Raw genomic sequence first — 23129 nt, 5'->3', positions numbered from 1 at the left:
GGCCGTCTGAAGTCCTGAGGCGCTGCTCGCGTGGCGGCTTTTGTCAGCGCAACGACCGGTAGTGGTCGAGCACCTTCGGCACGTAGCGCAGGGTTTCCGCGAAAGGCGGCACCCGGCGGCCGTGCCGCTCGACCGCGCCTTCGCCGGCGTTGTAGGCGGCCAGTGCCAGTTCGAGCTGATTGTCGAAGCGCGCCATCAGGTCACGCAGGTAGAGCGCGCCGCCGAGCAGGTTCTGGTCCGGATCGAAGCGGTCGGTCACGCCGTACCGGCGTGCCGTGGCCGGCATCAGCTGCATCAGACCGGCTGCACCCTTGGGCGACAGCGCCTTCGGATTGTAGGCGGATTCGACCGCAATCACCGCATTGAGCAGTCCGGCTTCGACGCCGGTACGGTCCGCCACGCGCGCAATGCGCTGTTGATGCGCTGCAGCAGCAGCCGGCCGCGCGATGGCCCGGCCAGCACTTGCCTGGGCACCCGCCGAACGCGATTCCAGCAGCAGTTCATAGCCGTCGCCGACCGGCGCGTCGGTCAGATGCAGTGTGCCCTCACCGTCTTCGCGTGCGTAAATGTCCGCCTGTGCCGGCGCGGCACACAGCAGGCAGCAAAGCGACAGGATCAGTTTGGTGCGTCGATTCATCTGCAGGAAACACATGCCCGGTAAGGTGTCGAGTATTGCAATCTTGCTGCCGCAAGGTTTCGCCCATGTTGCAGTGCCCGCAACCGCTTGCTGCCGCAGGTCCGGCACAGCTAGACTGATTCAATGATGACACGTAACGAAACTCCGGATAGCCACCTTGCCGGCCCCACGCCAGGCCCCCTCGCGCAACGCGGCTTCACCTTGCTCGAGCTGCTGGTCGTGATGGTCATCATCGGTCTTCTGGCCGGTTATGTCGGTCCGCGCTACTTCAGCCAGATCGGCAAATCCGAAGTGAAGGCGGCGCGCGCCCAGATGGACGCGCTGGAAAAGTCGCTCGACCAGTACAGACTGGATAACGGCCGCTACCCGACGACGGAAGAGGGCCTGAAGGCGCTGGTCGAACGCCCGGCCACGGCGCCCAAGTGGGGCGGCCCCTATTTGAAGAAGGCGGTGCCGCCGGATCCGTGGGACCGCCCGTACATCTATCGCGCGCCGGGCGAACACGGCGAATACGATCTCAGTTCGCTGGGCAAGGACGGTCAACCGGGCGGCAGCGACGAAGCCGCCGACATCACGAACTGGTGACATGCTTTTCCGCATCCGTGCCCTCGACGTCACCAACCGCATCACTCAGCTTCAGATCGAGGCGTCGGACGAACTTTCCGCCCGCGCCCAGGTTCAGGCCGATGGCCTGACCGTTCTGTCGGCTGCGCGTGCGCGCACGCTCAGCTTCACGCGCCAGCGTTTTCCCGTGCTGCTGTTCTGTCAGGAACTGCTGGCACTGCTGCGCGCCGGCCTGTCGCTGGTCGAAGGGCTGGAAGTGATGGCCGACAAGGAAGGGCGCACGCTGTCGCGCACCGTTCTCACGGCGCTGATCGATGCGCTGCGCCAGGGCAAGACGCTGTCGATGGCGATGGCGGCGCAGACCTCGGTGTTTCCCGATCTGCTGGTGGCGATGATCCGCGCCTCGGAGCGCACCAGCGACCTCGATCAGGCGCTCGAGCGCTACGTCGCCTACAGCGAACAGCTTGAAAGCGTGCGCGGCAAGCTGGTCGCTGCGGCCACCTATCCGGTCATCCTGCTGGTGGTCGGCCTGCTGGTCGTCATGTTCCTGCTGGCCTTCGTCGTGCCGCAGTTTTCCAAGGTGTATGAAGACATTTCGACCGAACTGCCGCTGGCGTCGCAGTGGCTGCTCGCCTGGGGTCACTTCGTCAAGGCGCATTCCGGCGCACTGGGCATCGCGGTGATCGCCATTGTCGTCGGGCTTGGCTGGACGCTGCGCCAGCCGGCGTTCCGGCAGGGCTTCATGGCGCAACTCGAACGCCTGCCCGGCATCGGCGACCGCATGCGCATCTTCCGGCTGGCGCGCTTTTTCCGCACGGTCGGCATGCTGCTGCGCGGCGGCATTCCGGTCGTGCAGTCGCTCGAACTGGTGCGCGAACTGCTGCCGCTGCCGATGCAGCAGAGCCTGTCGCGCGCGCTGCTGTCGATCCGCGAAGGCCGCTCGGCGTCCGACGCCTTCACCGAAGTCGGCCTGAGCACCGCGGTGGCGTCGCGCATGCTGCGCGTCGGCGAGCGGGCCGGCAATCTGGGCGACATGATGGAACGCATCGCCGCCTTCCACGATGAGGAAATGACGCGCTGGCTCGACCGCGCCACCCGCCTGTTCGGTCCGCTGCTGATGCTGGGCATCGGCCTGGCGATCGGCGGCGTCGTCGTGCTGATGTACATGCCGATCTTCCAGCTCGCGGAAAGCCTGCAATGAACGCACCCCTGCCAGCCGGCGCGCCGCAGGGTGTGCCTGTCGACCTGATCGCCCGTGCCCGGTTGCGTGCCGGACGCGGCTCGATCATGCAGGCGCTGATCGATCTGTCGGGCGACACGCCCGATGCGATGTGCGTCCGCGTCGCCGCCCAGCTCGGCCTGCCGGCGATGAACAGCGCCGCGCTCAACGCGCTCACGCCTTCGCTCGAACGCATCCGCTTTTCCGAGGCGCTGGCGCGTGCTGTGCTGGTGGCTGTCGACGAATCCGGCCATCTGATCGCCGTCGTCGCCGACCCCTACGACGGCGCGCTGCAGGACTGGCTGGCCGCCACACTGCCCGCCAGTTTCGAACTGCGCGTGGCGACACGTGACGACATCACCGCCGCGCTGGCGCGCTACGAAGACAGCCAGCGCGCCTCGACCGGCCTGCTCGACGACAGCGACCGGGTCAGCGCCAGTTCGGCCGAAGTGCTGTCGCTGGCGCGCATCGCCGACGACGCCAGCCCGGTCGTGCGGGTGGTCAATTCCACGCTGTACGACGCGCTCAAGCAGGCGGCGTCCGACATCCACCTCGAATCGGTGCCTGCTGGCATGCAGGTCAAATATCGCATCGACGGCGTGATGGTACGGATCGGCCAGATCGCCGGCGCCGACACCGCCGAACAGGTGGTATCGCGCATCAAGGTGCTGGCCGAACTCGACATTGCCGAGCGGCGCGTGCCGCAGGACGGTCGCTTCAAGGTGGCCTACGCCGGTCGCGACATCGACCTGCGCGTGTCCATCATGCCCAGCGTGCACGGCGAAGACGCGGTGCTGCGCGTGCTCGACAAGGACCACCTGACGCAGGAACTGCAGGCGCTGTCGCTGGAAAGCCTGGGCTTCGACGACATCGCGCGCGCCGCCATGCGCAAGCTGGCGGCCGAACCCTACGGCATGCTGCTGGTGACCGGCCCGACCGGCTCCGGCAAGACAACCTCGCTGTACGCGACCATCGGCGAAATCAACCACGGTCTCGACAAGATCATCACCATCGAAGACCCGGTCGAATACCAGTTGCCCGGGGTGCTGCAGATTCCGGTCAACGAGAAGAAGGGCCTCACCTTCGCGCGCGGCTTGCGTTCGGTGCTGCGGCACGACCCGGACAAGATCATGGTGGGCGAAATCCGCGACGGAGAAACCGCCGAAATCGCGGTGCAGGCCGCGCTGACCGGTCACCTCGTGCTGACCACGGTGCACGCCAACAATGTGTTCGACGTGATCGGCCGCTTCCTGCACATGGGTGTCGACCCGTACAACCTGGTGTCGGCGCTCAATGGCATCGTCGCGCAGCGTCTGCTGCGCCTGAATTGCCGCCACTGTTCGGTCGCGCAGCAGCCTGACGCCGCGCTGCTGGCCGAGTCGGGTCTGGCCGACGCCGTCGGCTACGACTATCGCGCCGGGTCCGGCTGCGGTCATTGCCGCGGCACCGGCTACAAGGGGCGTCGCGCCATTGCCGAGTTGCTGGTGCTCGACGACGAACTGCGCGAACTGATCGTGACGCGTGCGCCGATGCGGCAATTGAAAGAGGCCGCGCGGGCGCGCGGCACGCGCACGCTGCGCGAAGCGGGTCTGGTGCTGGTGGCCAGTGGTGAAACCAGTCTGACGGAATTGAACCGTGTCACTTTTGTCGTCTAGGTCATTGCTGCTTGAGGTCGGTCCGCACGGCCTGTCGCTGGCGCGCGCGGGCGAACGTCTGCATGCCGATACGCAGCCGCTGGCGCACGACTCGCTGGCGGCCGCGCTGGCCCGCATTCCGGCCGCTGCCACGCCGCGCCGCGCGTCGGTCGAGGTGTCGATCGACAACGCCTGGACGCGCTGGCAGGTCGTCGACCTGCCGCCCGGCGTGGCCGGGCGCGACGAGGTGCAGGCGCTGGTGCGCGCCCGCATGATGGAAGTGTTCGGCACCGCCGCTCAGGGCTGGACCTTCGCCTGGGACGCCCAGCCCGCCGAGCGCGTGCTGGCCTGCGGTATGGACACGGCGCTGGTTCAGGCGCTTGTCGCCTGGGCGGCGGCAACCGGCGTGCGGCTGGCCAGCGTGCAGCCGGCCTGGTTGCGCGCCTATGCAGGCTTTGGCGGCAGCGCCGCACTGGGCGGTTTCGCGCAGCTTCAGCGCGGCTGGCTGTGCATGGGCCTGTGGTCGGGCGGGCGCTGGCTGCACATGCGCGGCGAGGCGTTGGGTGATTCGGCCGCGTTGCCGGCGCTGCTGGAACGCCGACTCAGCCTGTTCGACGGTGCGCTCGATGGCGGCCAGCTGTTCGTCCAGGGCGCGCCTTCGATGAACCTGCCGCGCGGCTGGCGCTGTGTCACCGGCGGGGTGGCCGCATGAAGCCGCTGTCGATCGCGCGGCCGGGCACCCGGCCACCGACCCCCGAACTTGATTTCGTACAACGGCGTCACGCGCCGGGCTGGCTGGGCTGGCTGCTGCTGGCTGTCGGCGCCGTCACCGCTTTCGCGTCGTTCGATCGCTGGCAGACCACCGAAGACGAAGTCGCTGCGTTGCGTGACGACAACCGGCGTGCGGCGCGCAAGGCCGAACAGGCGCGCGTGCTGGCGCGCCGCGAGCAGGATGATCCGGCGTTGCGCGCGCGCATCGACGTGGCGCGCAAGCTTTCGCTGCAGCGCGCACGCGAATGGCAGCCGCTGTTCGCCGAACTTGAAGCGCGCGGCAAGGATGACGTGGCGCTGCTGTCGGTCGAACCCGATGCCGCACGCGGCGTGCTGCGCGTGACCGGTGAGGCGCGCGACCTGAATGCGCTGTTCGCCTATGCCGAATCCTTCGCCGATGCACAGGCGGTCAGTGCGCCGCGCATCGAGGTGTTCGAACTGAAGGAGCGCGACGGCCTGCAGGTGGTCGCGTTTTCGCTGCGCCTGCAGTGGAGGGGCGCATGAACATGCTGCGCGCCCGTCTGATATACGCCGCGTCGCGTGCCGGCTGGGCGGGCGCGCTCGGCGCGGCGCTGCTCGCGTTTGCGCTGGCCATCCATCTTGGCGCCACGGCGCCGCTCGAAGCCGAACTGGGCCTGCTCGAAGGCGAGCGCAGCGCGCTGGCCGAGCGCCTGTCGCTGGGCCGCACGGTGGAATCGCCGCGCGAACAGCTCGACCGCTTCGACGCTTCTCTCGTGCCGCGCGCGCGCATGCCGTCGATACTCGAAGCGCTGTCGCTGGCGGCCGGGCGCAACAAGCTCGTGCTGGCGCGCGTCGAAAGCCGCGAGTCGCAGCCGGTAGGTGCCGGCTATGCGCGGCAGGAATATCTGTTTCCGCTGCGCGGCAGCTACCCGGCGCTGCGCACCTGGCTCGCGGAAATCGAGCAGGTGTCGCCGGCCGTGCTGGTGGAAGAGGTCGTGTTGCGCCGCGAAGACATCGCGCGCGGCAATGTCGATGCCAGCGTGCGCGTGTCCATCCTCATGAGGGACACCCTATGAACCGCGGTCTGATCGCGGCACTGGCCGCCACGCTGGCGGCCGTGTGGTATGTCGCCGGTCTGGGCGACGAAACCGGTGACGAAACCGGTGCCGAGCCGTCTGCGGCCGACACCCGTCGCCCGTCCAGTGCCGCGCGCGCCGTGGCGGCGGCAGGTGAGGCGCCCGGTGTGCTGATCGCCGACGCACCGCTGCGTGCCGCAGCCGAAGTCGGGCGCGACCTGTTCGCCACGCACAGCTTCCTGCCGCCCGCACCGTCGCCGGCAGCGCTTGCGGCGATCGCTGCGCGCAAGGGGCCGCCGCCGGCACCGGTCGCGCCGCCGCTGCCGTTCCGCTATCAGGGCAAGCTGATGGAGGAGGGCGGCATCACCGTGTTCCTCGCCCAGGGCGACCGCATTTTGCCGGCGCGCGCTGGCGACCTGCTGAACAACCAGTACCGTGTTGAATCGGTGACGGCTACGGCCGTCACCTTCATGTTCGAACCGCTCAAGCAGCGACAGACCCTGACCATCGGAAGCGCCCCATGATTGCATTCCAGCCGGCCCGCCTGCGCGCGCTCATTTTTGCGTTTCTCGCCGTCACCCTTGCCGGGTGTGCCGCCAATCAGGCATTCGAGGACGGCAAGAAGGCGCTGATCAGTGGCGAACAGGAACGTGCGCTCAGCCTGTTCGAACAGGCGACCAGGGAAGTGCCGGACAACCCCGAATTCCGCGCCACCTTTTTTCGCCAGCGCGAAGTCGCCGTATCCAAGTTGCTGGCGCAGGCGGAAAACGCCCGTCTGGCCGGCCGGCGCGACGAAGTCACCGCGGCGCTCGACAAGGCGCAGACGCTCGACCCGCGCAACCAGCGCGCCCAGTTCATCCGCGACCAGATGACGCGTGGCGTGCGACACGACGCGATGGTGCGCGAAGCGCGCACGCTGCTCGAACGCAAGGACATGGGTGGCGCCGAGGCGCGCCTGCGCAATGTGCTCGAACAGGACAACACGCACAGCGCCGCGCGCGAAATGCTGCGAGAAGTCGAACAGGCCCGCCCGAAGCAGACCGCGCCGGCCGAACTGGGCGGTCTGTTCCAGAAGCCGGTCACGCTGGAATTCCGCGACACCTCGCTGCGCAATGTATTCGAGGCAATCGCCCGCTCGACCGGCATCAACTTCGTGTTCGACAAGGACGTGCGGTCCGACCTGAAAGTGACGCTGTTCGTGCGCAACACGACGGTGGCCGAGGTGATGCGGCTCATCCTGATCACCAACCAGCTCGAACGCAGCGTGCTGTCGGACAACACCGTGCTGATCTACCCGAACACCGCAGCCAAGCAGCGCGAGTACAAGGAAATGGTCACGCGCACCTTCTTCCTCGTCAATGCAGAAGCCAAGCAGGTGCAGAACCTGATCAAGACGGTGGTCAAAACCAAGGACATCTATATAGATGAGCGCATCAATCTCATCGTGATGAAGGACACCGCCGACGCGGTGCGTCTGGCCGAACAACTGGTGGAATCGGTCGATGTGGCCGAACCCGAAGTGATGCTGGAGGTCGAGGTACTCGAAGTCAGCAGCAACAAGCTGAAGGAACTGGGGCTGGATTTCCCGGACCAGATCGGCTTCGGCGCGCTGCGTTCGCAGCAGCAGGTGATCCAGCAGTCGACCGCCGCCGGCGTGACCAGCAATGTGGTGCAGCTGCCCGGCCAGGAAATCGCGCCCGGCGTCGTGCCGCTCAGCGACATCAGCGACCTCACCGGCTACATTTCCAACCCGGGTCTCATCCTGAACCTGCGCAAGCAGGACGGCTCGGCCAATCTGCTGGCCAATCCGCGCATCCGCGTGAAGAACAAGGAAAAGGCCAAGGTGCACATCGGCGAAAAGCTGCCGGTGTTCACGACCACCTCGACCGCCAATGTCGGCGTGTCGGCATCGGTCACCTATCTTGATGTCGGTCTGAAGCTCGACGTCGAGCCGCTGATCCACCTTGAAGACGACGTCGACATCAAGATGACGCTCGAAGTGTCGAGCGTGGTGCGCGAAGTGCAGGGCCCGCAAAGTTCGCTTGCGTACCAGATCGGCACCCGGTCGACCGCGACCGCGCTGCGTCTGAAGGACGGCGAAACGCAGATCCTCGCCGGCCTGATTTCCGACGAAGAGCGTTCCAGCGCGTCGCGCCTGCCCGGGCTGGGCGATCTGCCCATCATCGGCAAGCTGTTTTCGAGCGAACGCAACAGCACCAACAAGACTGAAATCGTGCTGCTGATCACCCCGCGCATCGTGCGCAACCTGAATCGTCCGGCGCACATCATGCCGGCGCTCGCTGCCGGTACCGAAGCAGCGGTCGGTGCGCCGTCGCTGTCGGTGCGCAAGACCGGCAAGGATCAGGGCATGCGCCTGTCGAGTTCGAGTGGCGGAGGAGCGGCCGCCGCGGCTGCGCCGATCGCTCGTCCGGTGGTGCCCGAACCGCCGGATCCGGGTCCGGGCGACGAACCGGCGGACGCCTCTGCGCAGGTCGAGTTGCGCATGCAATCGACCGGTGATGCGGCGATTGGCGGCGAAGCCAGCGTGTCCGTGTCGATGACGGTACCGGTCGGCGCCCAGCCGGCGACGGTCGAGCTGGTGTATGACCCGAACGTGCTGACGGCGCAGGGCAACGTCACTGCGCCGGGCCGGACAACGGTCAGCATTGCCGGAAGCGACGGTCAGGAGGCGCGCAGCGAGGTGCGCTTCCGGGTCAGCCCGACGGCACCGATCGGCAGCACCAGCGTGCAGGTCGGCAGCGTCACCTTGCTCGGCGCCGACGGCAACCCGCTGCCGGTGTCGCCCCCGTCCGCAGCCGAGATCTCGATCAAGCCCTGACGGCACGCGTCGTGTCCCGGGGGCACCGCCATTGTGAGAGCGGCGATTCACGGTCGGCCCTGCATGGCCGACCGGTTCCGAACAAGAGATGTCGCTTGATCAATGCGCCTATCGCGGACGGGGTCCGCTCCTACGAAAAACGGCGTCAGTCATGAAGCCTTCGAGGTTTTCGTAGGAGCCTGCCCCGCAGGCGATCCCCGTCTTTGAAATGGCGACGTCGCTTGATCAACGCGCCTATCGCGGACGGGGTCCGCTCCTACGCAAGGCAACACCGTCGCGGTTTTCGTAGGAGCCTCCCACGGTCGGCCCTGCATGGCCGACCGGCTTCGCGGGCGGCGAGCAGTGCTCGCTGAGACCCCCGCGCTGCTCCCACAGTCCCTGCGCTTGAAGCCTCGCCGTGAACGAAAAAAAAGGAAGGCAGAGCCTTCCTCTTTTCTGTGCGGCTGATTGTGTATCAGCCAGCCTTGCGGTGCGCCCGGGCTTCCTTCTTCAGACGCTTGAAGTTTTCCGGATCGGTCGCGCGCAGATATTCGATGACATCCATGTCTTCGCGACGGATCTTGCTGATGTCGATCTGTTCGACGTGAACCAGACGCAGCAGAGCCTGAACAGGTTTGGGCATGTTGCGGCCGCTTTCGTAGCGGGAGCCGCCGCTTTGTGTTACGCCGAGGCGCGACCAGAATTGCGACTGGTTCATGCCAAGCTTCTTGCGAATCTCTCGTGCGTCGATGTTGTCAGTGGATTTCATGCTCGTTGTCCTTGAAAGAAGTGGATGACGACCCAGCCGCGCCTGCCTTGAAAGTCCGGTCCGGGCGACTTGCTGATTCGCATAAACAGGCCGCTAATCTCCTATCACTTAAGTCATAGGAGAAATTCAGTATAAATGATCACGTCGTCCTGCATCAAACAGATTTGCATAATTTTGCAACACGATTCGAGTCACGATAACGCTTTGCAGTGATCTGTGCAGTCGTGTCTGCGGTCATCCGTTGGCGGCGCAGCGCGGCATGCTGCCGGGGCGGATCGGTTACAATCGCCGGTTTTCGTATAACGCTGCGGAAGTACAGATGGCCCTCATAGTCCAGAAATACGGCGGTACGTCGGTCGGCAAGCCCGACCGCATCAAGAGCGTGGCGCGCCGCGTCGCGCGCTACGTTGCCCGCGGCGATCAGGTGATCGTCGTGGTGTCGGCAATGAGCGGCGAAACCAACCGCCTGCTCGGTCTCGCGAAAGAGGTGTCGCCGGCCCCCGATCCGCGCGAGCTCGACGTGCTCGCCTCGACCGGCGAACAGGTCACCATCGGTCTGCTGTCGATGGCGCTGAAGGATCTCGGTCTGAAGGCGCGCAGCTACACCGGCGGCCAGGTGCGCATCCTGACCGACAGCGCATTCACCAAGGCGCGCATCCTGTCCATCGACGAACGCAACATCAAGCGCGATCTCGATGAAGGCAACGTCGTCGTGGTGGCCGGTTTCCAGGGTGTGGATGCCGACGGCAACATCACCACGCTCGGCCGCGGCGGCTCCGACACCACCGGTGTCGCACTGGCGGCGGCACTGAAAGCCGACGAGTGCCAGATCTTCACCGACGTCGACGGGGTGTACACCACCGACCCGCGCATCGTTCCCGAAGCGCGCCGTCTCGACCGCATCACCTTCGAGGAAATGCTCTAAATGGCGAGTCTCGGCTCCAAGGTGCTGCAGATCCGCTCGGTCGAGTTCGCAGGCAAGTACAAGGTCAAGCTGCGCGTGCTGTCCAGTTTCGAGGACGAGGGCCACGAAGGTCCGGGCACGCTGATTACTGTCGAGGAAGAAGCCAATATGGAACAACCCATCATTTCCGGCATCGCGTTCAACCGCGACGAAGCCAAGATCACCGTACTGGGCGTGCCTGACCGCCCGGGCATCGCCTACCAGATACTCGGCCCGATCGCCGACGCCAACATCGACGTCGACATGATCATCCAGAACGTCGGTCACGACGGCTCGACCGACTTCTCGTTCACGGTCAACCGCGGCGAATTCGCCAAGGCAATGGAAATCGTCGAAGGCGTGCGCCAGCACATCGGCGCGCGCGAAATCAAGGGCGACAACAAGATCTGCAAGGTGTCGGCAGTCGGCGTCGGCATGCGTTCGCACCCGGGTGTCGCCAGCAAGATGTTCCGTACGCTGGCCGAAGAGGGCATCAACATCCAGATGATTTCGACCTCCGAAATCAAGGTGTCGGTGGTGCTCGACGAGAAGTATCTCGAACTCGCCGTGCGCGTGCTGCACCGCGCGTTCGAACTCGACCAGCCAGCGGCTTGATCCGCTCGGAAAGTGCGATGCGCGTTTGACCCGGGCAGGGTCAGGCGGTATGATTCGCGCGCTTTTGGAAGGACCGGAGGGGTGGCCGAGTGGTCGAAGGCACTCCCCTGCTAAGGGAGCATACGGGCCAAAACCTGTATCGAGGGTTCGAATCCCTCCTCCTCCGCCAGTTTCAGAGCTTGAACGGCAGTATGTTTGTGCTAATATATTGCCTCTTTGCAGCGCGCCCGTAGCTCAGCTGGATAGAGTACTTGGCTACGAACCAAGGGGTCGGGCGTTCGAATCGCTCCGGGCGCGCCAACAACGCAAAGACAGTCGCAAAGATGGGCCAGTCGTCAGACTGGCCTTTTTCTTTTGTGCGTCGTCTTTTGTGCGGTCGGGGACGAATGGCCCGGGGCTGCGATGTGCCCGAGGTGTGTCATGCGGCGATGCGCGCAACCGGCGCGCGGCCCTTCGCCCGTTGCGCCGCTGCCCACAGATCGCGCTGTGCCTGCAGGCGCAACCAGTAACCGGGCGTGGTTCCAAGGGCTTCCGACAGCCGCAGATCCATGTCTGCGCTCACTGCAGCGTGCCCATGCAGGATGCGCGACAACATCACGCGACTGATTTCCAGGTGCGCAGCGAACGCCGTCACACTCATGTTCAGGTCTTCAAGCCATCCAGCCAGAAGTTCGCCGGGCGGCGCGGGGTCATGCATGTCCATCGTTCAAGCCTCAGTGATAATCGACGTAATCCACCAGCTCGACGTTCGGGCCATCAAAGCGAAAAACCAGCCGCCAGTTCGCTTGAACTGTCACTGCGTGAAATCCAGCCCGATTTCCCGTCAGCGAGTGCAGTCGCCACGATGGTCGCGCCAGATCGTCCGCGCCGGCCGCTGCGTTCAGCGCTGTCAGCAATTCGCGTAGTCGCCTGGCGTGTATCGGTTGAATACCGGCCTGCTTTCCACTGCGGAAGAACGCCTCAAGCCCCTTGTGGCGAAACGAATTGATCATAAATCGTAAATCTACGCTTTACAACGAGGCGTTCGCCATCGATCCGGTGTTCATGGAAGAAAACGCTTGAAGCCGTACATCGAGCCCGCTCCGAAAAACCGAAGCGAGAATCGCGCAACGCCTGAACGACGTCAGCTTCATGTCTGACATCGCTGCAAGCGCTGCCAATTGAGCATGCCCCGCGATTCTACCTATGCAAATGTCGTTGATGGCGTGGTCCGGTCGATGAACGCAGCGGCATTGATCAAACGCAAGGCAGATTCGCACCCGGCATCCATGCTTGAAGTGTCGAAGGCACCCGCTTTCGTCTCACATGGAGATATGTCATGCCGAAGATCACCGATCTCATCACGCCGGGACTTCATCGCCCCACCCAACCGCAGGTGCGCCCGCCGCTGGAGTTCGCCAAGGCGACCGTGATCCTGTTCGACGATGTGCCCGAGGGCACCGTGGTCGATACCCAGTACACCGCGAAAGGGGTGACTTTCGCGTCCATCACCACCAGCCCGGCGAAGCGCTGGCACGCCTACGCGCGCTCGGCCTGGGGCATGGAATCGGCACCGAACGGCATTTCAGTGGTGGCGCCGCCCCAACTCTGCATGTTCGACGCGCGTCAGGGCGGCATCGAGGCCGTGTTTGCCAAGCCGCAGCGCTGGGTATCGATCGACGCCAAGCCGATGGAAGCGCCCGAAGGCATGACCCCGCCGACCGCCAAACCCTTCATCGAGGCCTATGACGCTGCAGGAAAGCTGCTCGGACGTGCCGAGTACCCGTTGCTTCACGGCGTGACGGGGTGGGGCTCGTGGCAGACTGTGCTGTATTCGTCGACCACCGCCAACATCGCAAAGGTCATCTTTTCGTGTTCGCGCGACGGCAACACGCCGGTCTATGCGCTGTTCGACCGCTTCGCGTTTGCGCCCGACCGTTCGCTGCTCGCCCGCCCGCTGGGCGGCTGAAGCGGCTTGTCACCCGAACCAACACAAAGGGCCGCCACCGGCCCGCGGAGGAAATCGTCATGACCCCGTCCCTGACCGCAGCACAGCGGCAGCGCCTCGAACACACCCTGCGTCAGGAACACGACGAGCTGAGCGCGCGTCGCAGCGCATATCTCGGCGGCCTCACGCGCGCCGAGCATGCCCGCGAAGTGCTGCTGCAGGATGGTGACGACGCGCCGCAACGCGCGTCGGATCGCGAGATCGATATGCAGCGGGTCGAAGAAGACATCGTGCGCCTCGCCGACATCGACGCCGCACTGCAGAGAATCGCCGAAGGCCGTTACGGCATCTGCGGCGAGTGTGGCGAAGACATCCCGGCCAAACGGCTCGAAGTCGCGCCGCATGCCCGGTACTGCGTCGCCTGCGAAGCGCAACGCGAACGGGGCCACAAACCCGCTGCCAGCCTCTGAAGTTCCCCGGCGCTCGAGAGAAGGGTCTTCGTCGGGGCGGCAATCCAGCGCTGGCCCTGCATGGCCGACCGGCTCCACGGGTGGCGAGCAATGCTCGCCGAAACCCCCGCTCCGCCCCTGCAGGCGATGCGGTCTCCGATCAAGCGATGTCGTGTGATTCACGCACGTATCGCGGACAGGGTCCGCTCCTACGAACGGCAACACCGTCGCAGTTTTTCGTAGGAGCCTGCCCTGCAGGCGATGCGGTCTTCGAACACGTGACGGTGCATGAGCAACGTGCGCATCGCGCACGGGGTCCGCTCCTGCGAAGGGCAAGCCTTGTGGCGGACGGGCGGGCTGTCGTGTCGCAACCCTGCGGCTGGTGCACTGCATGTTCGCTGATCGGCCTGGGTGAGGTAGGGTGCGCGGTGCCGTGAATGCACGGAACCAACCGAACTGAGGCGGAGCGTGTTGCATGAGGAAGACGTACTCACCCCGGGGCTTCATCGAGGCACTGTCGGCCTTTCTCATTCGCGGCTCGCTGAAGCTGGTGCTCAAGCCTGCGTTTTCACCGCGCTGGTCGATCGAGGCGCAGCGGCGCTGGCTGGCGCGGCTCGCCCGAACCACGCTGGTGCCGGCCGGGGTGTCGATCGAGCCGGCCACGGTCGGCGGGGTGGCGGGCGAGTGGCTGCGCCGGCACGAAACGCCGCCGGTGCGCCCGGGCGTCATCCTTTATCTGCACGGCGGTGCCTACTGCGTGGGCTCGGCGCATGGGCATCGGGCGCTGACGTCGCGCATCGCGCTGGCCAGCGGCCTGCCGGTGTTTTCGCTCGAATACCGGCTCGCGCCCGAGCACCGCTTTCCGGCCGCCATCGATGACGCCGTGGCGGCTTTCTGCGCGCTGAACGAGCAGGGTCCGGTTGTCATCGCGGGCGATTCGGCCGGCGGCGGTCTGGCACTGGCGGCTGCGCTCGCGTTGCGCGACGCCGACGCGCCGCGCCCGGCCGCACTCGTGCTGCTGTCGCCCTGGGTGGACATGACACCCGCCGGCATGCCCGACACGATTCCCGCCGGCGAAGCCATGCTCAGCACCGACTGGGCTTCAGCCTGCGCCGCGCACTACCTCGGAGATGCGCCGCCCGAATCGCCCCTTGCCTCGCCACTGCACACCGATCTGCGCAGCCTGCCGCCGACACTGATCCAGGCCGGCACCGACGAGCTGCTGCACGACCAGGCAGTGGCGCTGCACGACGCACTCGACGCTGCCGGTGTCGAGGTCGAGTGCGACATCACCGAGCGGCGCTGGCATGTGTTCCAGATGCATGGCGGCGCGCTGGCCAGCGCCGACGCAGCCATCGCCCGTATCGCGCGCTTCGCGCACGCGTCGCTCGCGCACGCCACGCCGCCTGTCACCACGCGGCACGAGGTGGTCATCCTCGGCGCCGGAATGTCAGGCCTGTGCATGGCCGTGCAGCTCAAGCGCGCCGGCATCCACGATTTCATCATCCTCGAAAAGCAGGCGGGGCTCGGCGGCACCTGGTGGGACAACACCTATCCCGGTGCGCATGTCGATGTGCCCGCGCCGGCCTATTCGTTCTCGTTCGCGCCCAACCCCGGCTGGTCGCGCCGCTTCGCCTCGGCGCCCGAAATTCAGGCCTACATGCAGAGGGTGGCCGAAAAGCACGGCCTGATCGGCCACATGCGGCTCGGCACCCGGCTCACCGAAGCCCGCTTCGACGAATCGAGCGGCCGCTGGCAGTTCGCCACCGAGCGTGGCGACGCGCTGAGCGCGCGCTTTTTCGTGTGCAGTACCGGCCCGCTGAGCCAGCTGCGCTGGCCCGACATCCCCGGGCTGGCCGATTTCCGCGGCAAGACGCTGCATTCCGCCCGCTGGGACCACGGCTACGCCATGGCCGGCAAGCGCGTCGCCGTCATCGGTACCGGCTCGACCGCGTCGCAACTGGTGCCGCCGGTCGCCGCCGAAGCCGGGCAACTGCACGTGTTCCAGCGCACCGCCAACTGGGTCATGCCGCGGCTCGACCGCCGCTACACCGTGCTCGACCGGGCACTCGCCCACCTCCCGCCCTATGCCGCCTTCGTGCGCGCCGCCTGGGTACAGGCGCTCGAACTGGGCCGGCGCGGCTTCGACGAAGGCACGCTCGCGCGCAAATCGATGCTGATGACCGCCGCGCGCCACCGCAAAAAGCAGGTGCCCGACGCCGCACTGCGCGAGCGGCTCACGCCGCCGTATCCGCTGGGCTGCAAGCGCATCATCTATTCCAATGATTTCTACCCCGCGCTGTGCCGGCCCAATGTCGAACTGGTGACCGACGCCATCACCCGCATCACCCCCACCGGCGTGGTCACGGCCGACGGTCGCGAGCGCGAGATCGACACCCTGGTGTGCGCCACCGGCTTCGACGCCGTGCAACTGCTGTCGTCGCTGCGCGTCACCGGTCGCGCCGGCCGCACGCTGGCCGAGGCCTGGTCCGACGGCCCGGCCGCCTACCAGGGCATCACCGTGGCCGGCTTTCCCAATATGTTCCTGATGCTCGGCCCCAACACCGCCACCGGTCACACCTCGACGCTGCTCTATATAGAACCCGAAGTGCAGCACGCCATCACCTGCATGCAGGCCGTGCGCACCGGCGGCCGGCGCTGGATCGACGTGCGCCCCGAAGTCGCCGACGCCTGGAACCGCGACCTGCAGCAGCGCCTCGGCACCTCGGTCTGGAGCCAGTGCCGCAGCTGGTACCGCATGGAAAACGGCCGCGTCATCGCCATCTTCCCCGGCTTCACCCGCGAATACGTGAAGGCCGTGAAGAAACCGGATCTGGCGGATTACACGCTGGCGTGAGTGGATGCGGGTTCCGTTCAGCGAAACACCTCCTCGGAGCGGTGTCTCACAGCTCGGCAGGGTTTTCGTAGGAGCCGTCCCACGGTCGGCCCTGCATGGCCGACCGGCTCCGCGGGCGGCGAGCAGTGCTCGCCGAAACCCCCGCTCCGTTCCACGGCTGGCCCTGCATGGCCAGCCGGCTTCGCGGGCGGCGAGCAGTGCTCGCCGAAACCCCCGCTCCGCCCCTGCAGGCGATGCGGTCTTCGGACACGCGACATCGCTTGCTCAACGCGCGCATCGCGGACAGGGTCCGCTCCTACGAACGGCAACACCGTCGCTGTTTCTCGTAGGAGCCTGCCCCCGCAGGCGATGCGGTCTTCGGACACGCGACATCGCTTGCTCGACGTACGCATCGCGGACAGGGTCCGCTCCTACGAAGGGCAACACCGTCGCTGTTTCTCGTAGGAGCCTGCCCCGCAGGCGATTCCAGTCTTTGAAAACGTGATGGTGCATGAGCAACGTACGTATCGCGGACAGGGTCCGCTCCTACGAACGGCAACACCGTCGCTGTTTTTCGTAGGAGCCTGCCCCCGCAGGCGATGCGGTCTTCGGACACGCGACATCGCTTGCTCAACGCGCGCATCGCGGACAGGGTCCGCTCCTGTGAACGGCGGCACCCTCACGGTTTTCGCAGGGGTCTGGCCACGTATGGTCATGTAAGGACAACTGTGGAACGACCCTGAGAAAACATCACTCCTGCGCTTCAGCGCGATATGTGTAAGGTACGCAGGCGAGGTACGACGCGTCGGCGCCGAGAACTGCGTCTGCTCCATGAGAATTGAAATGGCACTGTTGGAAGACGCCGGTGAACACTGCACCAACGCTTCGTGACGGCCGAACACCGCCTGCATACGCAAGGCGCTGGCGCAGCCGAGGCAGGATTCTCGTCAGGGACCCAAACAAAAATGAGCGATCAACCGGCAGCGATGTCACGCTATTCAGAATGAAGTCCTCGTCAAGCGTCCCTACATCCGTGTCGAATGGTGCCTGAGTGCGATACGGAGCCCTTTGTCGAAAGAGACTCAGCCCGATGGCCGGATTCGTCATTGGCTCTATATTGAAGAACTCGGCAAGTACCTTCGGGTTGTAACATTGCCCGACGGCGTCACCCTGCATAACGCCTTTCCAGGCAGGAGATTCAAGCGATGAGACTGTCCTACGATCCGCAGACCGATTCGCTCTATATTCATCTGGTGGATCGACCGAGCGCCGATAGCAACGAGGTCGCTCAAGACGTGGTACTCGACTTTGACGCGGCGGGTGGCATCGTCGGAATCGATGTACAACATGCCAGCCAGCATGCAGACATCACTCGACTGTTGGTAAGTCGCCTTCCATTCAATCAGCTTGAAGCAGCCTGAATTTCGATGCGCTTTTCCTTTGGGAGCGACGGCCCCACCACAGACTACGGCAAGGCCGAAAGCCCAGGGATTTTGGGAGCGGCGTCCCCGTCGCGATCGGTGCTGCGACCATCGAAGTGCAAAGTCCGTATCGCGGCGAGGGCGGAGCGGGGGGTTCGGCGAGCGCTGCTCGCCGCCCACGGAGCCGGTTGGCCATGCAGGGCCGGCCAAACTGGCTGGGTTCAAGGCCTGCGATCACTTCGAATAATCCTTGCATCACTTGCAGAGAACAGGAGCCCCCTCATGGAAGCAGTGCGCAAACTTGCAGAAGTCGTCGGTCACACGGTCACTGTTCGGCTTCCTGACACCTTTTCGGCCACCCGTGTAGAAGTCATCGTGCTACCCCTCGAAGACGTGGCCGACTCGTCGGTCAGTCCCAAAGGCCCCGCAAAGCGCCGCACTCCGCCGCCAGAGCTGGCTGGCACGATACTGCTCGATGACCTGATCGCGCCTGCTGTGCCGGCAGGCGAGTGGGATGCAACGCGTTGATCCTGCTCGATACACATATCTGGGTGCGGTGGCTGACGGCTGGAGACCCTCTGCCGGCGCTGATCGTTACGCAGATCGAAGAAGCCGACGCAGTTGCCGTTTCAGCCATCAGTTGCTGGGAGGTCGCTTACCTCGTCAAACGCGGACGCCTGAAACTGGCGCTTCCGATCCGGGACTGGATGGACAGCGGCTTGCGCCGTGCCGACGTTCAGTGCCTGGAGATCGACGAGCAGATTGCACTGCAAGCGGCGCAACTACCAGACCATCATCGTGATCCGGCCGATCGCATCATCATCGCGACCGCGCTGAAACGACGTCTGCCCCTCATTTCACTTGACCACGCATTTGCCAGCTATGCGGAACTCAACGGTTTGTTGATCGCACCTTCGCCATAAACCCCGATTCACGCATCCACATGGCAGGCCATCGCGAACACCGCAACCCAAACCGATTGATCAACAACCGGGGATCAATTCCTGATGTCGCCAGGGGGGGCAGTTTCTGATGTCGTTTGACACCCAAAGACCGCGGCAAGGCCTCAAGCGCAGGGCTGTGGGAGCTCCGCCCCCGCAGGCGATGCGGTCTTCGGACACGCGACATCGCTTGCTCGACGCGCGCATCGCGGACGGGGTCCGCTCCTACGAACGGCAAGATTGTCGCTGTTTCTCGTAGGAGCCGTCCCACGGTCGGCCCTGCATGGCCGACCGGCTCTGCGGGCGGCGAGCAATGCTCGCCGAAACCCCCGCTCCGCCCCCGCAGGCGATCCCGGTCTACAGGTAAAAAATCAACGATCCGCCGGTGCGCGGATGACCGGCAGATACGGCAACCTGAACTCGGCCGTGGTACCGATGTCAGGCGCGCTGCGCACGGCGATGTGGCCGCGCATCAGCTCGGCCATGCGTTTGCAGATCGCGAGCCCCAGCCCACTGCCGCCGAAACGTCGGGTGGTCGAGCCGTCACCCTGCTGGAATGGATTGAACAGCTGATCGAGTTGCGACGCGCTCATGCCGATGCCGGTATCGGTCACGACGAATGACAGTTGTCCATCGTGCAACGACGCCGACAGCTGGACGCTGCCGTGCTCGGTGTACTTGACCGCATTCGACAGCAGATTGAACAGCACCTGTCCGATGCGCATCGGGTCACCGAGGCAGGTGTCGGGCAGGTCGGCCGCGCGTTCGATCCGCAGCTCAAGCCCCTTTGCCTGCGCCAGCACCTGCACCAGATCGACCGCGTGTTCGATGACTTCCGGCAGTTCGACCGACGCCTGTTCCATCACCAGCTTGCCGGCTTCGATCTTCGAAAAGTCGAGCACATCTTCGATGACACCGAGCAGCCGGATGCCCGATGTCTGGATCTTTTCGAATGCCTCGCGCGCCTTGTCGCTGTTGCGATGGTTGCGCAGGCCGATTTCGGCAAAGCCGAGCACACCATTGAGTGGCGTGCGGATTTCATGGCTCATGTTGGCGAGGAATTCGCTGCGCATGCGCGCCAGTTGCTCGGCCGCTGCCAATGCGCGCTCGCCGGCCCGCGCCGCGGCGTATTGCGCGCTCATGTCCACGAAGCTGATGACGGCGCCGGTGATGTCACCGCGCTGCGCGATGGGGTGCACCTCGTACATGACCGGAATGGCGTGGCCATCGGCGTGCCAGTACACCTCGTCGTCTACGCGCAGTTTGCGGCCCGACGCCAGCGCGCTGTGACTCGGGCATTCTTCCAGCGGGTACGGCGAGCCGTCGGGTCGGCTGTGGTGGAACAGCTCATGGCCCGAGGTACCGATCAACTTCCCGGCCGGGTAGCCCAGCATGCTGCAGGCAGCCGGGTTGACGAAGGTGATGGTGCCGTGTGTATCCACGCCGAACAGGCCGGCCGCGCTCGACTGCACGATGTGCGTGGCGCGTGCCTCGGTGTCGATCAACTCGGCGGTGCGTTGCGCGACCAGATCTTCCAGGTTGCGGCGATGCTGCTGCAGCTCGATTTCGCTGCGCTTGCGTTCGCTGATGTCGCGCCCCACCTCGACCATGGCGCGCCGTTGCCGTGCGTCGTCAAACAGAGGTACGCGGATCACCTCGTGCCAGGTCGGCTGGCCGTCAGCGTCGGCGCCGTGTTCTTCGGTGCGGGACGGTCCACCGGCAGCCCACGCCGCGTCCTCGTAAGCACGGAGCTCTGCCAGCCGGTTGGCCAGCGCCGGGTGCCGGACAAGCAGTTCCGCATCGGTGTGCCCCTGCCAGTCATCGCCCTCAAGACCGAAACTTTTCAGGCAGACGCTGTTGGCCATCAGCCAGCGGCCGCTGGCATCCTTGAAGCGGATCGAATCGGGCACCACTTCGATCAGGGTCTGCAGTTGCGCCTTCCGCTCGGCGAGCGCCCGGCTGCTGCGTTCCGCAGCGCCGATCTGGCGCAGCAGGCTGCCGCCGAGCAGCGCCGACAGCAGCGCAAAACCGCCCGCAAACCCGAAAGCCACCCATTTTTCGCTTTCCCAGGACGCCAGATAATCGTCGCTCGCGGTGGCGGCCACCACCACCATCGGCACGCTTTCCATGCGCCGCAAGGACGCAATGCGTTCGTAACCGTCGGCGCCGACCGGCGTGTAGTACGTCTCGACGCGCGTCCCCTCGCTGTAGAGCTTCATCATTTCCGGCGAGACACCACGGTTTCCGATCCGGCCGGCCGGCGTGTCCGGAATGGGCGGATGGCGGGCGATCAGGCCAAGCTCGGCGTCACGCAGGATCAGCGAGCCGTGAGGGCCGAGGTCATAGCGGCTCATCACCTGAGCGAAATGATCGACTGTAATGGGGGCTGCAATCACACCCGCGAAGCGACCGTCCGGGTAGTTGTAGCGCAGCGTGAAAGCCACAATGTATTTTTGTGCAACGCGGCCGACGATCGGTTTCGTCACCCGTATCGCGTCATCGGCCTGTTCGCGGTGGTGCGCGAAATAGTCGCGGTCAGCCCAGCTCGCGCGCACGCCATCGCTGACACCCCTGCCCAGAATGACCACGCCGTCAGCGTCAGCCACGCGGAACGCATCCAGCTCTGGCAGGCGACCGGAATGGCGCTCGAGCATTTCGTTCATCCGCCGAGCGTCGATGATGCCGTGGCTCAGTTCGCGCTCGAGCTCGTCAGCCACAACGCGCAGCGCGAACTCAATCTTGCCGATGCTGTTCGTCAGCGTCTGGTCGAGCGCAATCGCGACGTTCTGGGTCAGCGTTTCCGCTTCAAGTTCGTGCTGCCTGCGACTTTGCAGTACCGAGTGCGCGGACAATACAAGCACCAGTACATTGAACACGACCAGTGCGCCGATCAGCCAGAGGCGCAGCGCCCGGGACGACGCTCCGGGACTGAGCGCGATGCCGGTCACCCTTCAACCTTTCGATGGCAAACGGCGGGGATCGGCCAGCCGATGAAAACACTGCGCTGAAAGCCGGGCACAAAAAAAACGATACGCCGCACCACACCAGAACCGGGAAGTTGTCACCGGCGCGAAGAATACGCCCTTGTGCATAGATTGGCACATCGGCCGCAGGGCCCATCCGCAGCAGCGTACCGCCCGCGGTTGCTCCGCAGACGTCCCGACAGATTCAGCGCCGCCACACGGCCCATGCAAGCGCCAGCCAGCCGCCGATGAATGCGAGCCCGCCCAGCGGCGTTACCGCGCCGAGGCCGCGCAGGCCGGTGAGTGCGAGCGCGTACAGGCTGCCGCTGAACAACAGCAGCCCCAGCAGCATCAACCAGCCGGCGGTGCGCAGCGCGCGGCTGTCCGGCCGATGCAGCGCCAGCACGCCGATCAGGCCGAGCGCCAGCGCATGCCAGAAGTGGTACTGCACGGCGGTCTGCCAGACGGCCAGCAGATCGGGCGTCAGCCTGGCCTTCAGCGCATGTGCGCCGAAGGCGCCGGTCATGACGGCGAGTGCGCCGGCCAGCGAGGCCAGCGTCAGCAGGCGCCGCGCGACGGGATTCATGTCGGATTGCGTATACATATATGCAGGGCAGGTGAAAAAAAGCGCTTTTCTGGGAGGGCGCAGGTGAAACCGCTCATCGCGTCTTGCGGAACACCACCACATGCTGCCACGGCAGACCGGTTTCAGTGCGCACCCATTCCAGCGCGTGGACCGACGCCTCGCGCCGGATCTGCGCCTCGCTCATCTTGTGCAGTGGCTTGATCGGCACCGCCGGGTCTTCCGCCTTGTACTCGACGAACACCACCTCGCCGCCCGGCCTGAGCGCCCGCAGCACGCTGGCCAGCACCTCGTACGGGTAGCTCAGCTCGTGATAGACATCGACCATCACCGCCAGATCGACCGACTGCGGTGGCAGATTCACGTCGGTTTCGCTGCCCAGCCACGGTTCGATGTTCTTCAGCCCGTCGCGTCTGACCAGCCGATCGAGCACCTCGATCATCTGCGGCTGCACGTCCACCGCCAGCACCTTGCCGCCGGGCGCCACCAGCCCGGCCAAGCGACGCGACAGGTAGCCGGTACCGGCGCCGATGTCCGCCACGATCATGCCCGGCTTCAGCGCCAGCGCCGTCAGCAGAAGATCAGTGCGCTCTTCCTGCGCCCGCTCGCTGCGCTCCAGCCAGCCCGCGCCCTGCCAGCCCATCACCGCCGAAATCTCGCGCCCCATGTAGACCTTGCCGATGCCGTCACGGCTTGGCGCACGTTCGACATAGCGATCGGATTGCGCCGCGACGGGCGACACCGTGGCGCCGATCAGCAGCGTGCAGATGAACACAAGGGCAGGCAGACGGATCATGGCAATCGCACCGATGGATGAACGCGTTCTGCGGAGTGAAAACCGCGGCAGAAGTTCGATGCGAGGGCGTATGCGCGCTGTCCGAGCTACGACTGTGGGAGCGGCGGCCTCGCCGCGATTGATTCTGTGATGGTCGTTCGCGCATGGCTGCCTATTCGGAGACCGGAATCGCCCGCAGAGCCGGCCGGCCATGCAGGGCCGACCGA

The 23129-nt window shown here is 65.4% G+C and carries 21 protein-coding genes, 2 tRNA genes and 1 pseudogene; 17 read left to right on the top strand and 7 right to left on the bottom strand.

The window, feature by feature from the left end:
* Window positions 1-43: 43 nt before the first annotated feature.
* The gene (locus Q8R75_RS06025; RefSeq protein WP_305613679.1) at window positions 44-637 is read right to left on the bottom strand and encodes a lytic transglycosylase domain-containing protein; all 594 of its coding nucleotides are present in this window, start codon (window positions 635-637) and stop codon (window positions 44-46) included.
* A 126-nt stretch (window positions 638-763) separates the two neighbouring features.
* Here Q8R75_RS06025 and gspG point away from each other — a divergent pair, with 126 nt between their 5' ends.
* Genes gspG through Q8R75_RS05985 form a run of 8 tightly spaced genes read left to right on the top strand, consistent with a single transcriptional unit; the run spans window position 764 to window position 8701 of the window.
* Window positions 764-1222 (top strand): type II secretion system major pseudopilin GspG, encoded by a 459-nt coding sequence (gspG, locus tag Q8R75_RS06020; protein WP_305613680.1) that lies wholly within the window; start codon window positions 764-766, stop codon window positions 1220-1222.
* A gap of 1 nt (window position 1223) precedes the next feature.
* A complete protein-coding gene (locus Q8R75_RS06015) occupies window positions 1224-2402 on the top strand; it encodes a type II secretion system F family protein (protein ID WP_305613681.1) in 1179 nt (392 codons plus the stop codon).
* Window positions 2399-4075 (top strand): GspE/PulE family protein, encoded by a 1677-nt coding sequence (locus Q8R75_RS06010; protein ID WP_305613682.1) that lies wholly within the window; start codon window positions 2399-2401, stop codon window positions 4073-4075. Before Q8R75_RS06015 ends, Q8R75_RS06010 begins: the two co-directional genes overlap by 4 nt.
* The gene (locus Q8R75_RS06005; RefSeq protein ID WP_305613683.1) at window positions 4056-4766 is read left to right on the top strand and encodes a hypothetical protein; all 711 of its coding nucleotides are present in this window, start codon (window positions 4056-4058) and stop codon (window positions 4764-4766) included. Before Q8R75_RS06010 ends, Q8R75_RS06005 begins: the two co-directional genes overlap by 20 nt.
* A complete protein-coding gene (locus Q8R75_RS06000; protein WP_305613684.1) occupies window positions 4763-5329 on the top strand; it encodes a hypothetical protein in 567 nt (188 codons plus the stop codon). Before Q8R75_RS06005 ends, Q8R75_RS06000 begins: the two co-directional genes overlap by 4 nt.
* Window positions 5326-5862 carry a GspMb/PilO family protein gene (locus Q8R75_RS05995; RefSeq protein WP_305613685.1) on the top strand — a complete coding sequence of 179 codons (537 nt, stop codon included), beginning with the start codon at window positions 5326-5328 and terminating at the stop codon, window positions 5860-5862. The genes Q8R75_RS06000 and Q8R75_RS05995 overlap by 4 nt, the downstream gene beginning before the upstream one ends.
* A complete protein-coding gene (locus Q8R75_RS05990; RefSeq protein WP_305613686.1) occupies window positions 5859-6386 on the top strand; it encodes a hypothetical protein in 528 nt (175 codons plus the stop codon). The genes Q8R75_RS05995 and Q8R75_RS05990 overlap by 4 nt, the downstream gene beginning before the upstream one ends.
* A complete protein-coding gene (locus Q8R75_RS05985; protein ID WP_305613687.1) occupies window positions 6383-8701 on the top strand; it encodes a secretin N-terminal domain-containing protein in 2319 nt (772 codons plus the stop codon). The genes Q8R75_RS05990 and Q8R75_RS05985 overlap by 4 nt, the downstream gene beginning before the upstream one ends.
* A gap of 454 nt (window positions 8702-9155) precedes the next feature.
* On the opposite strand, the gene Q8R75_RS05980 is transcribed toward Q8R75_RS05985, so the two are convergent.
* Entirely contained in the window at window positions 9156-9449 is a 294-nt protein-coding gene (locus Q8R75_RS05980; protein ID WP_305613688.1) for a helix-turn-helix domain-containing protein, read from the bottom strand.
* Between the two features lie 319 nt (window positions 9450-9768).
* Between Q8R75_RS05980 and Q8R75_RS05975 the strand changes: the two are divergent.
* From Q8R75_RS05975 to Q8R75_RS05965, 3 genes and pseudogenes are all read left to right on the top strand, one after another.
* Window positions 9769-11007 (top strand): annotated as a pseudogene (locus Q8R75_RS05975) (aspartate kinase).
* A gap of 75 nt (window positions 11008-11082) precedes the next feature.
* Window positions 11083-11176: transfer RNA gene (locus Q8R75_RS05970), tRNA-Ser, on the top strand.
* Between the two features lie 54 nt (window positions 11177-11230).
* A tRNA-Arg gene (locus tag Q8R75_RS05965) sits at window positions 11231-11307 on the top strand.
* 118 nt (window positions 11308-11425) lie between these two features.
* On the opposite strand, the gene Q8R75_RS05960 is transcribed toward Q8R75_RS05965, so the two are convergent.
* Both Q8R75_RS05960 and Q8R75_RS05955 read right to left on the bottom strand, forming a co-directional pair.
* The gene (locus Q8R75_RS05960; RefSeq protein WP_305614411.1) at window positions 11426-11710 is read right to left on the bottom strand and encodes a HigA family addiction module antitoxin; all 285 of its coding nucleotides are present in this window, start codon (window positions 11708-11710) and stop codon (window positions 11426-11428) included.
* Between the two features lie 10 nt (window positions 11711-11720).
* Complete coding sequence (locus Q8R75_RS05955) at window positions 11721-11999, bottom strand: type II toxin-antitoxin system RelE/ParE family toxin (protein ID WP_305614412.1); 279 nt, start codon at window positions 11997-11999, stop codon at window positions 11721-11723.
* Between the two features lie 326 nt (window positions 12000-12325).
* Between Q8R75_RS05955 and Q8R75_RS05950 the strand changes: the two genes are divergently transcribed.
* From Q8R75_RS05950 to Q8R75_RS05925, 6 genes are all read left to right on the top strand, one after another.
* Window positions 12326-12955, top strand: a complete 630-nt coding sequence (locus tag Q8R75_RS05950; RefSeq protein WP_305614413.1) for a hypothetical protein — start codon at window positions 12326-12328, stop codon at window positions 12953-12955.
* Between the two features lie 59 nt (window positions 12956-13014).
* The gene (locus tag Q8R75_RS05945) at window positions 13015-13404 is read left to right on the top strand and encodes a TraR/DksA family transcriptional regulator (protein WP_305614414.1); all 390 of its coding nucleotides are present in this window, start codon (window positions 13015-13017) and stop codon (window positions 13402-13404) included.
* A 454-nt stretch (window positions 13405-13858) separates the two neighbouring features.
* Complete coding sequence (locus tag Q8R75_RS05940; protein WP_305626446.1) at window positions 13859-16240, top strand: alpha/beta hydrolase fold domain-containing protein; 2382 nt, start codon at window positions 13859-13861, stop codon at window positions 16238-16240.
* A gap of 1184 nt (window positions 16241-17424) precedes the next feature.
* On the top strand, window positions 17425-17640 hold the full coding sequence (locus Q8R75_RS05935; protein WP_305663542.1) for a DUF2283 domain-containing protein: 216 nt from the start codon (window positions 17425-17427) through the stop codon (window positions 17638-17640).
* Window positions 17641-17922: 282 nt separating this feature from the next.
* Window positions 17923-18168: a hypothetical protein gene (locus Q8R75_RS05930; protein ID WP_305612672.1), complete on the top strand. Its 246-nt coding sequence runs from the start codon at window positions 17923-17925 to the stop codon at window positions 18166-18168.
* Window positions 18165-18563, top strand: coding sequence for a type II toxin-antitoxin system VapC family toxin (locus Q8R75_RS05925; RefSeq protein ID WP_305612670.1), 399 nt, complete (start codon window positions 18165-18167; stop codon window positions 18561-18563). Before Q8R75_RS05930 ends, Q8R75_RS05925 begins: the two co-directional genes overlap by 4 nt.
* A 389-nt stretch (window positions 18564-18952) precedes the next feature.
* Here the strand turns inward: Q8R75_RS05925 and Q8R75_RS05920 are convergent, their stop codons facing one another.
* The 3 genes from Q8R75_RS05920 to Q8R75_RS05910 form a co-directional block, all read right to left on the bottom strand.
* Window positions 18953-21529, bottom strand: coding sequence for an ATP-binding protein (locus tag Q8R75_RS05920; protein ID WP_305614415.1), 2577 nt, complete (start codon window positions 21527-21529; stop codon window positions 18953-18955).
* A gap of 220 nt (window positions 21530-21749) precedes the next feature.
* The gene (locus Q8R75_RS05915; RefSeq protein ID WP_305614416.1) at window positions 21750-22130 is read right to left on the bottom strand and encodes a DUF423 domain-containing protein; all 381 of its coding nucleotides are present in this window, start codon (window positions 22128-22130) and stop codon (window positions 21750-21752) included.
* A 73-nt stretch (window positions 22131-22203) separates the two neighbouring features.
* Window positions 22204-22923, bottom strand: a complete 720-nt coding sequence (locus Q8R75_RS05910) for a class I SAM-dependent methyltransferase (RefSeq protein WP_305614417.1) — start codon at window positions 22921-22923, stop codon at window positions 22204-22206.
* Window positions 22924-23129: the final 206 nt, after the last annotated feature.

This window comes from Methyloversatilis sp. (genome assembly GCF_030696805.1).
Taxonomy (GTDB): Bacteria; Pseudomonadota; Gammaproteobacteria; order Burkholderiales; family Rhodocyclaceae; genus Methyloversatilis.
Note: the sequence above shows the minus strand (reverse complement) of the source record. Positions and strands in the feature narration are given on the sequence as shown.

Excerpts from the sequence above, each read along its gene's own strand:
- Q8R75_RS06025 (WP_305613679.1), bottom strand. The coding sequence starts at position 637 with ATGAATCGACGCACCAAACTGATCCTGTCGCTTTGCTGCCTGCTGTGT.
- gspG (WP_305613680.1), top strand. The coding sequence starts at position 764 with ATGACACGTAACGAAACTCCGGATAGCCACCTTGCCGGCCCCACGCCA.
- Q8R75_RS06015 (WP_305613681.1), top strand. The coding sequence starts at position 1,224 with ATGCTTTTCCGCATCCGTGCCCTCGACGTCACCAACCGCATCACTCAG.
- Q8R75_RS06010 (WP_305613682.1), top strand. The coding sequence starts at position 2,399 with ATGAACGCACCCCTGCCAGCCGGCGCGCCGCAGGGTGTGCCTGTCGAC.
- Q8R75_RS06000 (WP_305613684.1), top strand. The coding sequence starts at position 4,763 with ATGAAGCCGCTGTCGATCGCGCGGCCGGGCACCCGGCCACCGACCCCC.
- Q8R75_RS05995 (WP_305613685.1), top strand. The coding sequence starts at position 5,326 with ATGAACATGCTGCGCGCCCGTCTGATATACGCCGCGTCGCGTGCCGGC.
- Q8R75_RS05990 (WP_305613686.1), top strand. The coding sequence starts at position 5,859 with ATGAACCGCGGTCTGATCGCGGCACTGGCCGCCACGCTGGCGGCCGTG.
- Q8R75_RS05985 (WP_305613687.1), top strand. The coding sequence starts at position 6,383 with ATGATTGCATTCCAGCCGGCCCGCCTGCGCGCGCTCATTTTTGCGTTT.
- Q8R75_RS05980 (WP_305613688.1), bottom strand. The coding sequence starts at position 9,449 with ATGAAATCCACTGACAACATCGACGCACGAGAGATTCGCAAGAAGCTT.
- Q8R75_RS05960 (WP_305614411.1), bottom strand. The coding sequence starts at position 11,710 with ATGGACATGCATGACCCCGCGCCGCCCGGCGAACTTCTGGCTGGATGG.
- Q8R75_RS05955 (WP_305614412.1), bottom strand. The coding sequence starts at position 11,999 with ATGATCAATTCGTTTCGCCACAAGGGGCTTGAGGCGTTCTTCCGCAGT.
- Q8R75_RS05950 (WP_305614413.1), top strand. The coding sequence starts at position 12,326 with ATGCCGAAGATCACCGATCTCATCACGCCGGGACTTCATCGCCCCACC.
- Q8R75_RS05945 (WP_305614414.1), top strand. The coding sequence starts at position 13,015 with ATGACCCCGTCCCTGACCGCAGCACAGCGGCAGCGCCTCGAACACACC.
- Q8R75_RS05940 (WP_305626446.1), top strand. The coding sequence starts at position 13,859 with ATGAGGAAGACGTACTCACCCCGGGGCTTCATCGAGGCACTGTCGGCC.
- Q8R75_RS05935 (WP_305663542.1), top strand. The coding sequence starts at position 17,425 with ATGAGACTGTCCTACGATCCGCAGACCGATTCGCTCTATATTCATCTG.
- Q8R75_RS05930 (WP_305612672.1), top strand. The coding sequence starts at position 17,923 with ATGGAAGCAGTGCGCAAACTTGCAGAAGTCGTCGGTCACACGGTCACT.
- Q8R75_RS05915 (WP_305614416.1), bottom strand. The coding sequence starts at position 22,130 with ATGAATCCCGTCGCGCGGCGCCTGCTGACGCTGGCCTCGCTGGCCGGC.
- Q8R75_RS05910 (WP_305614417.1), bottom strand. The coding sequence starts at position 22,923 with ATGATCCGTCTGCCTGCCCTTGTGTTCATCTGCACGCTGCTGATCGGC.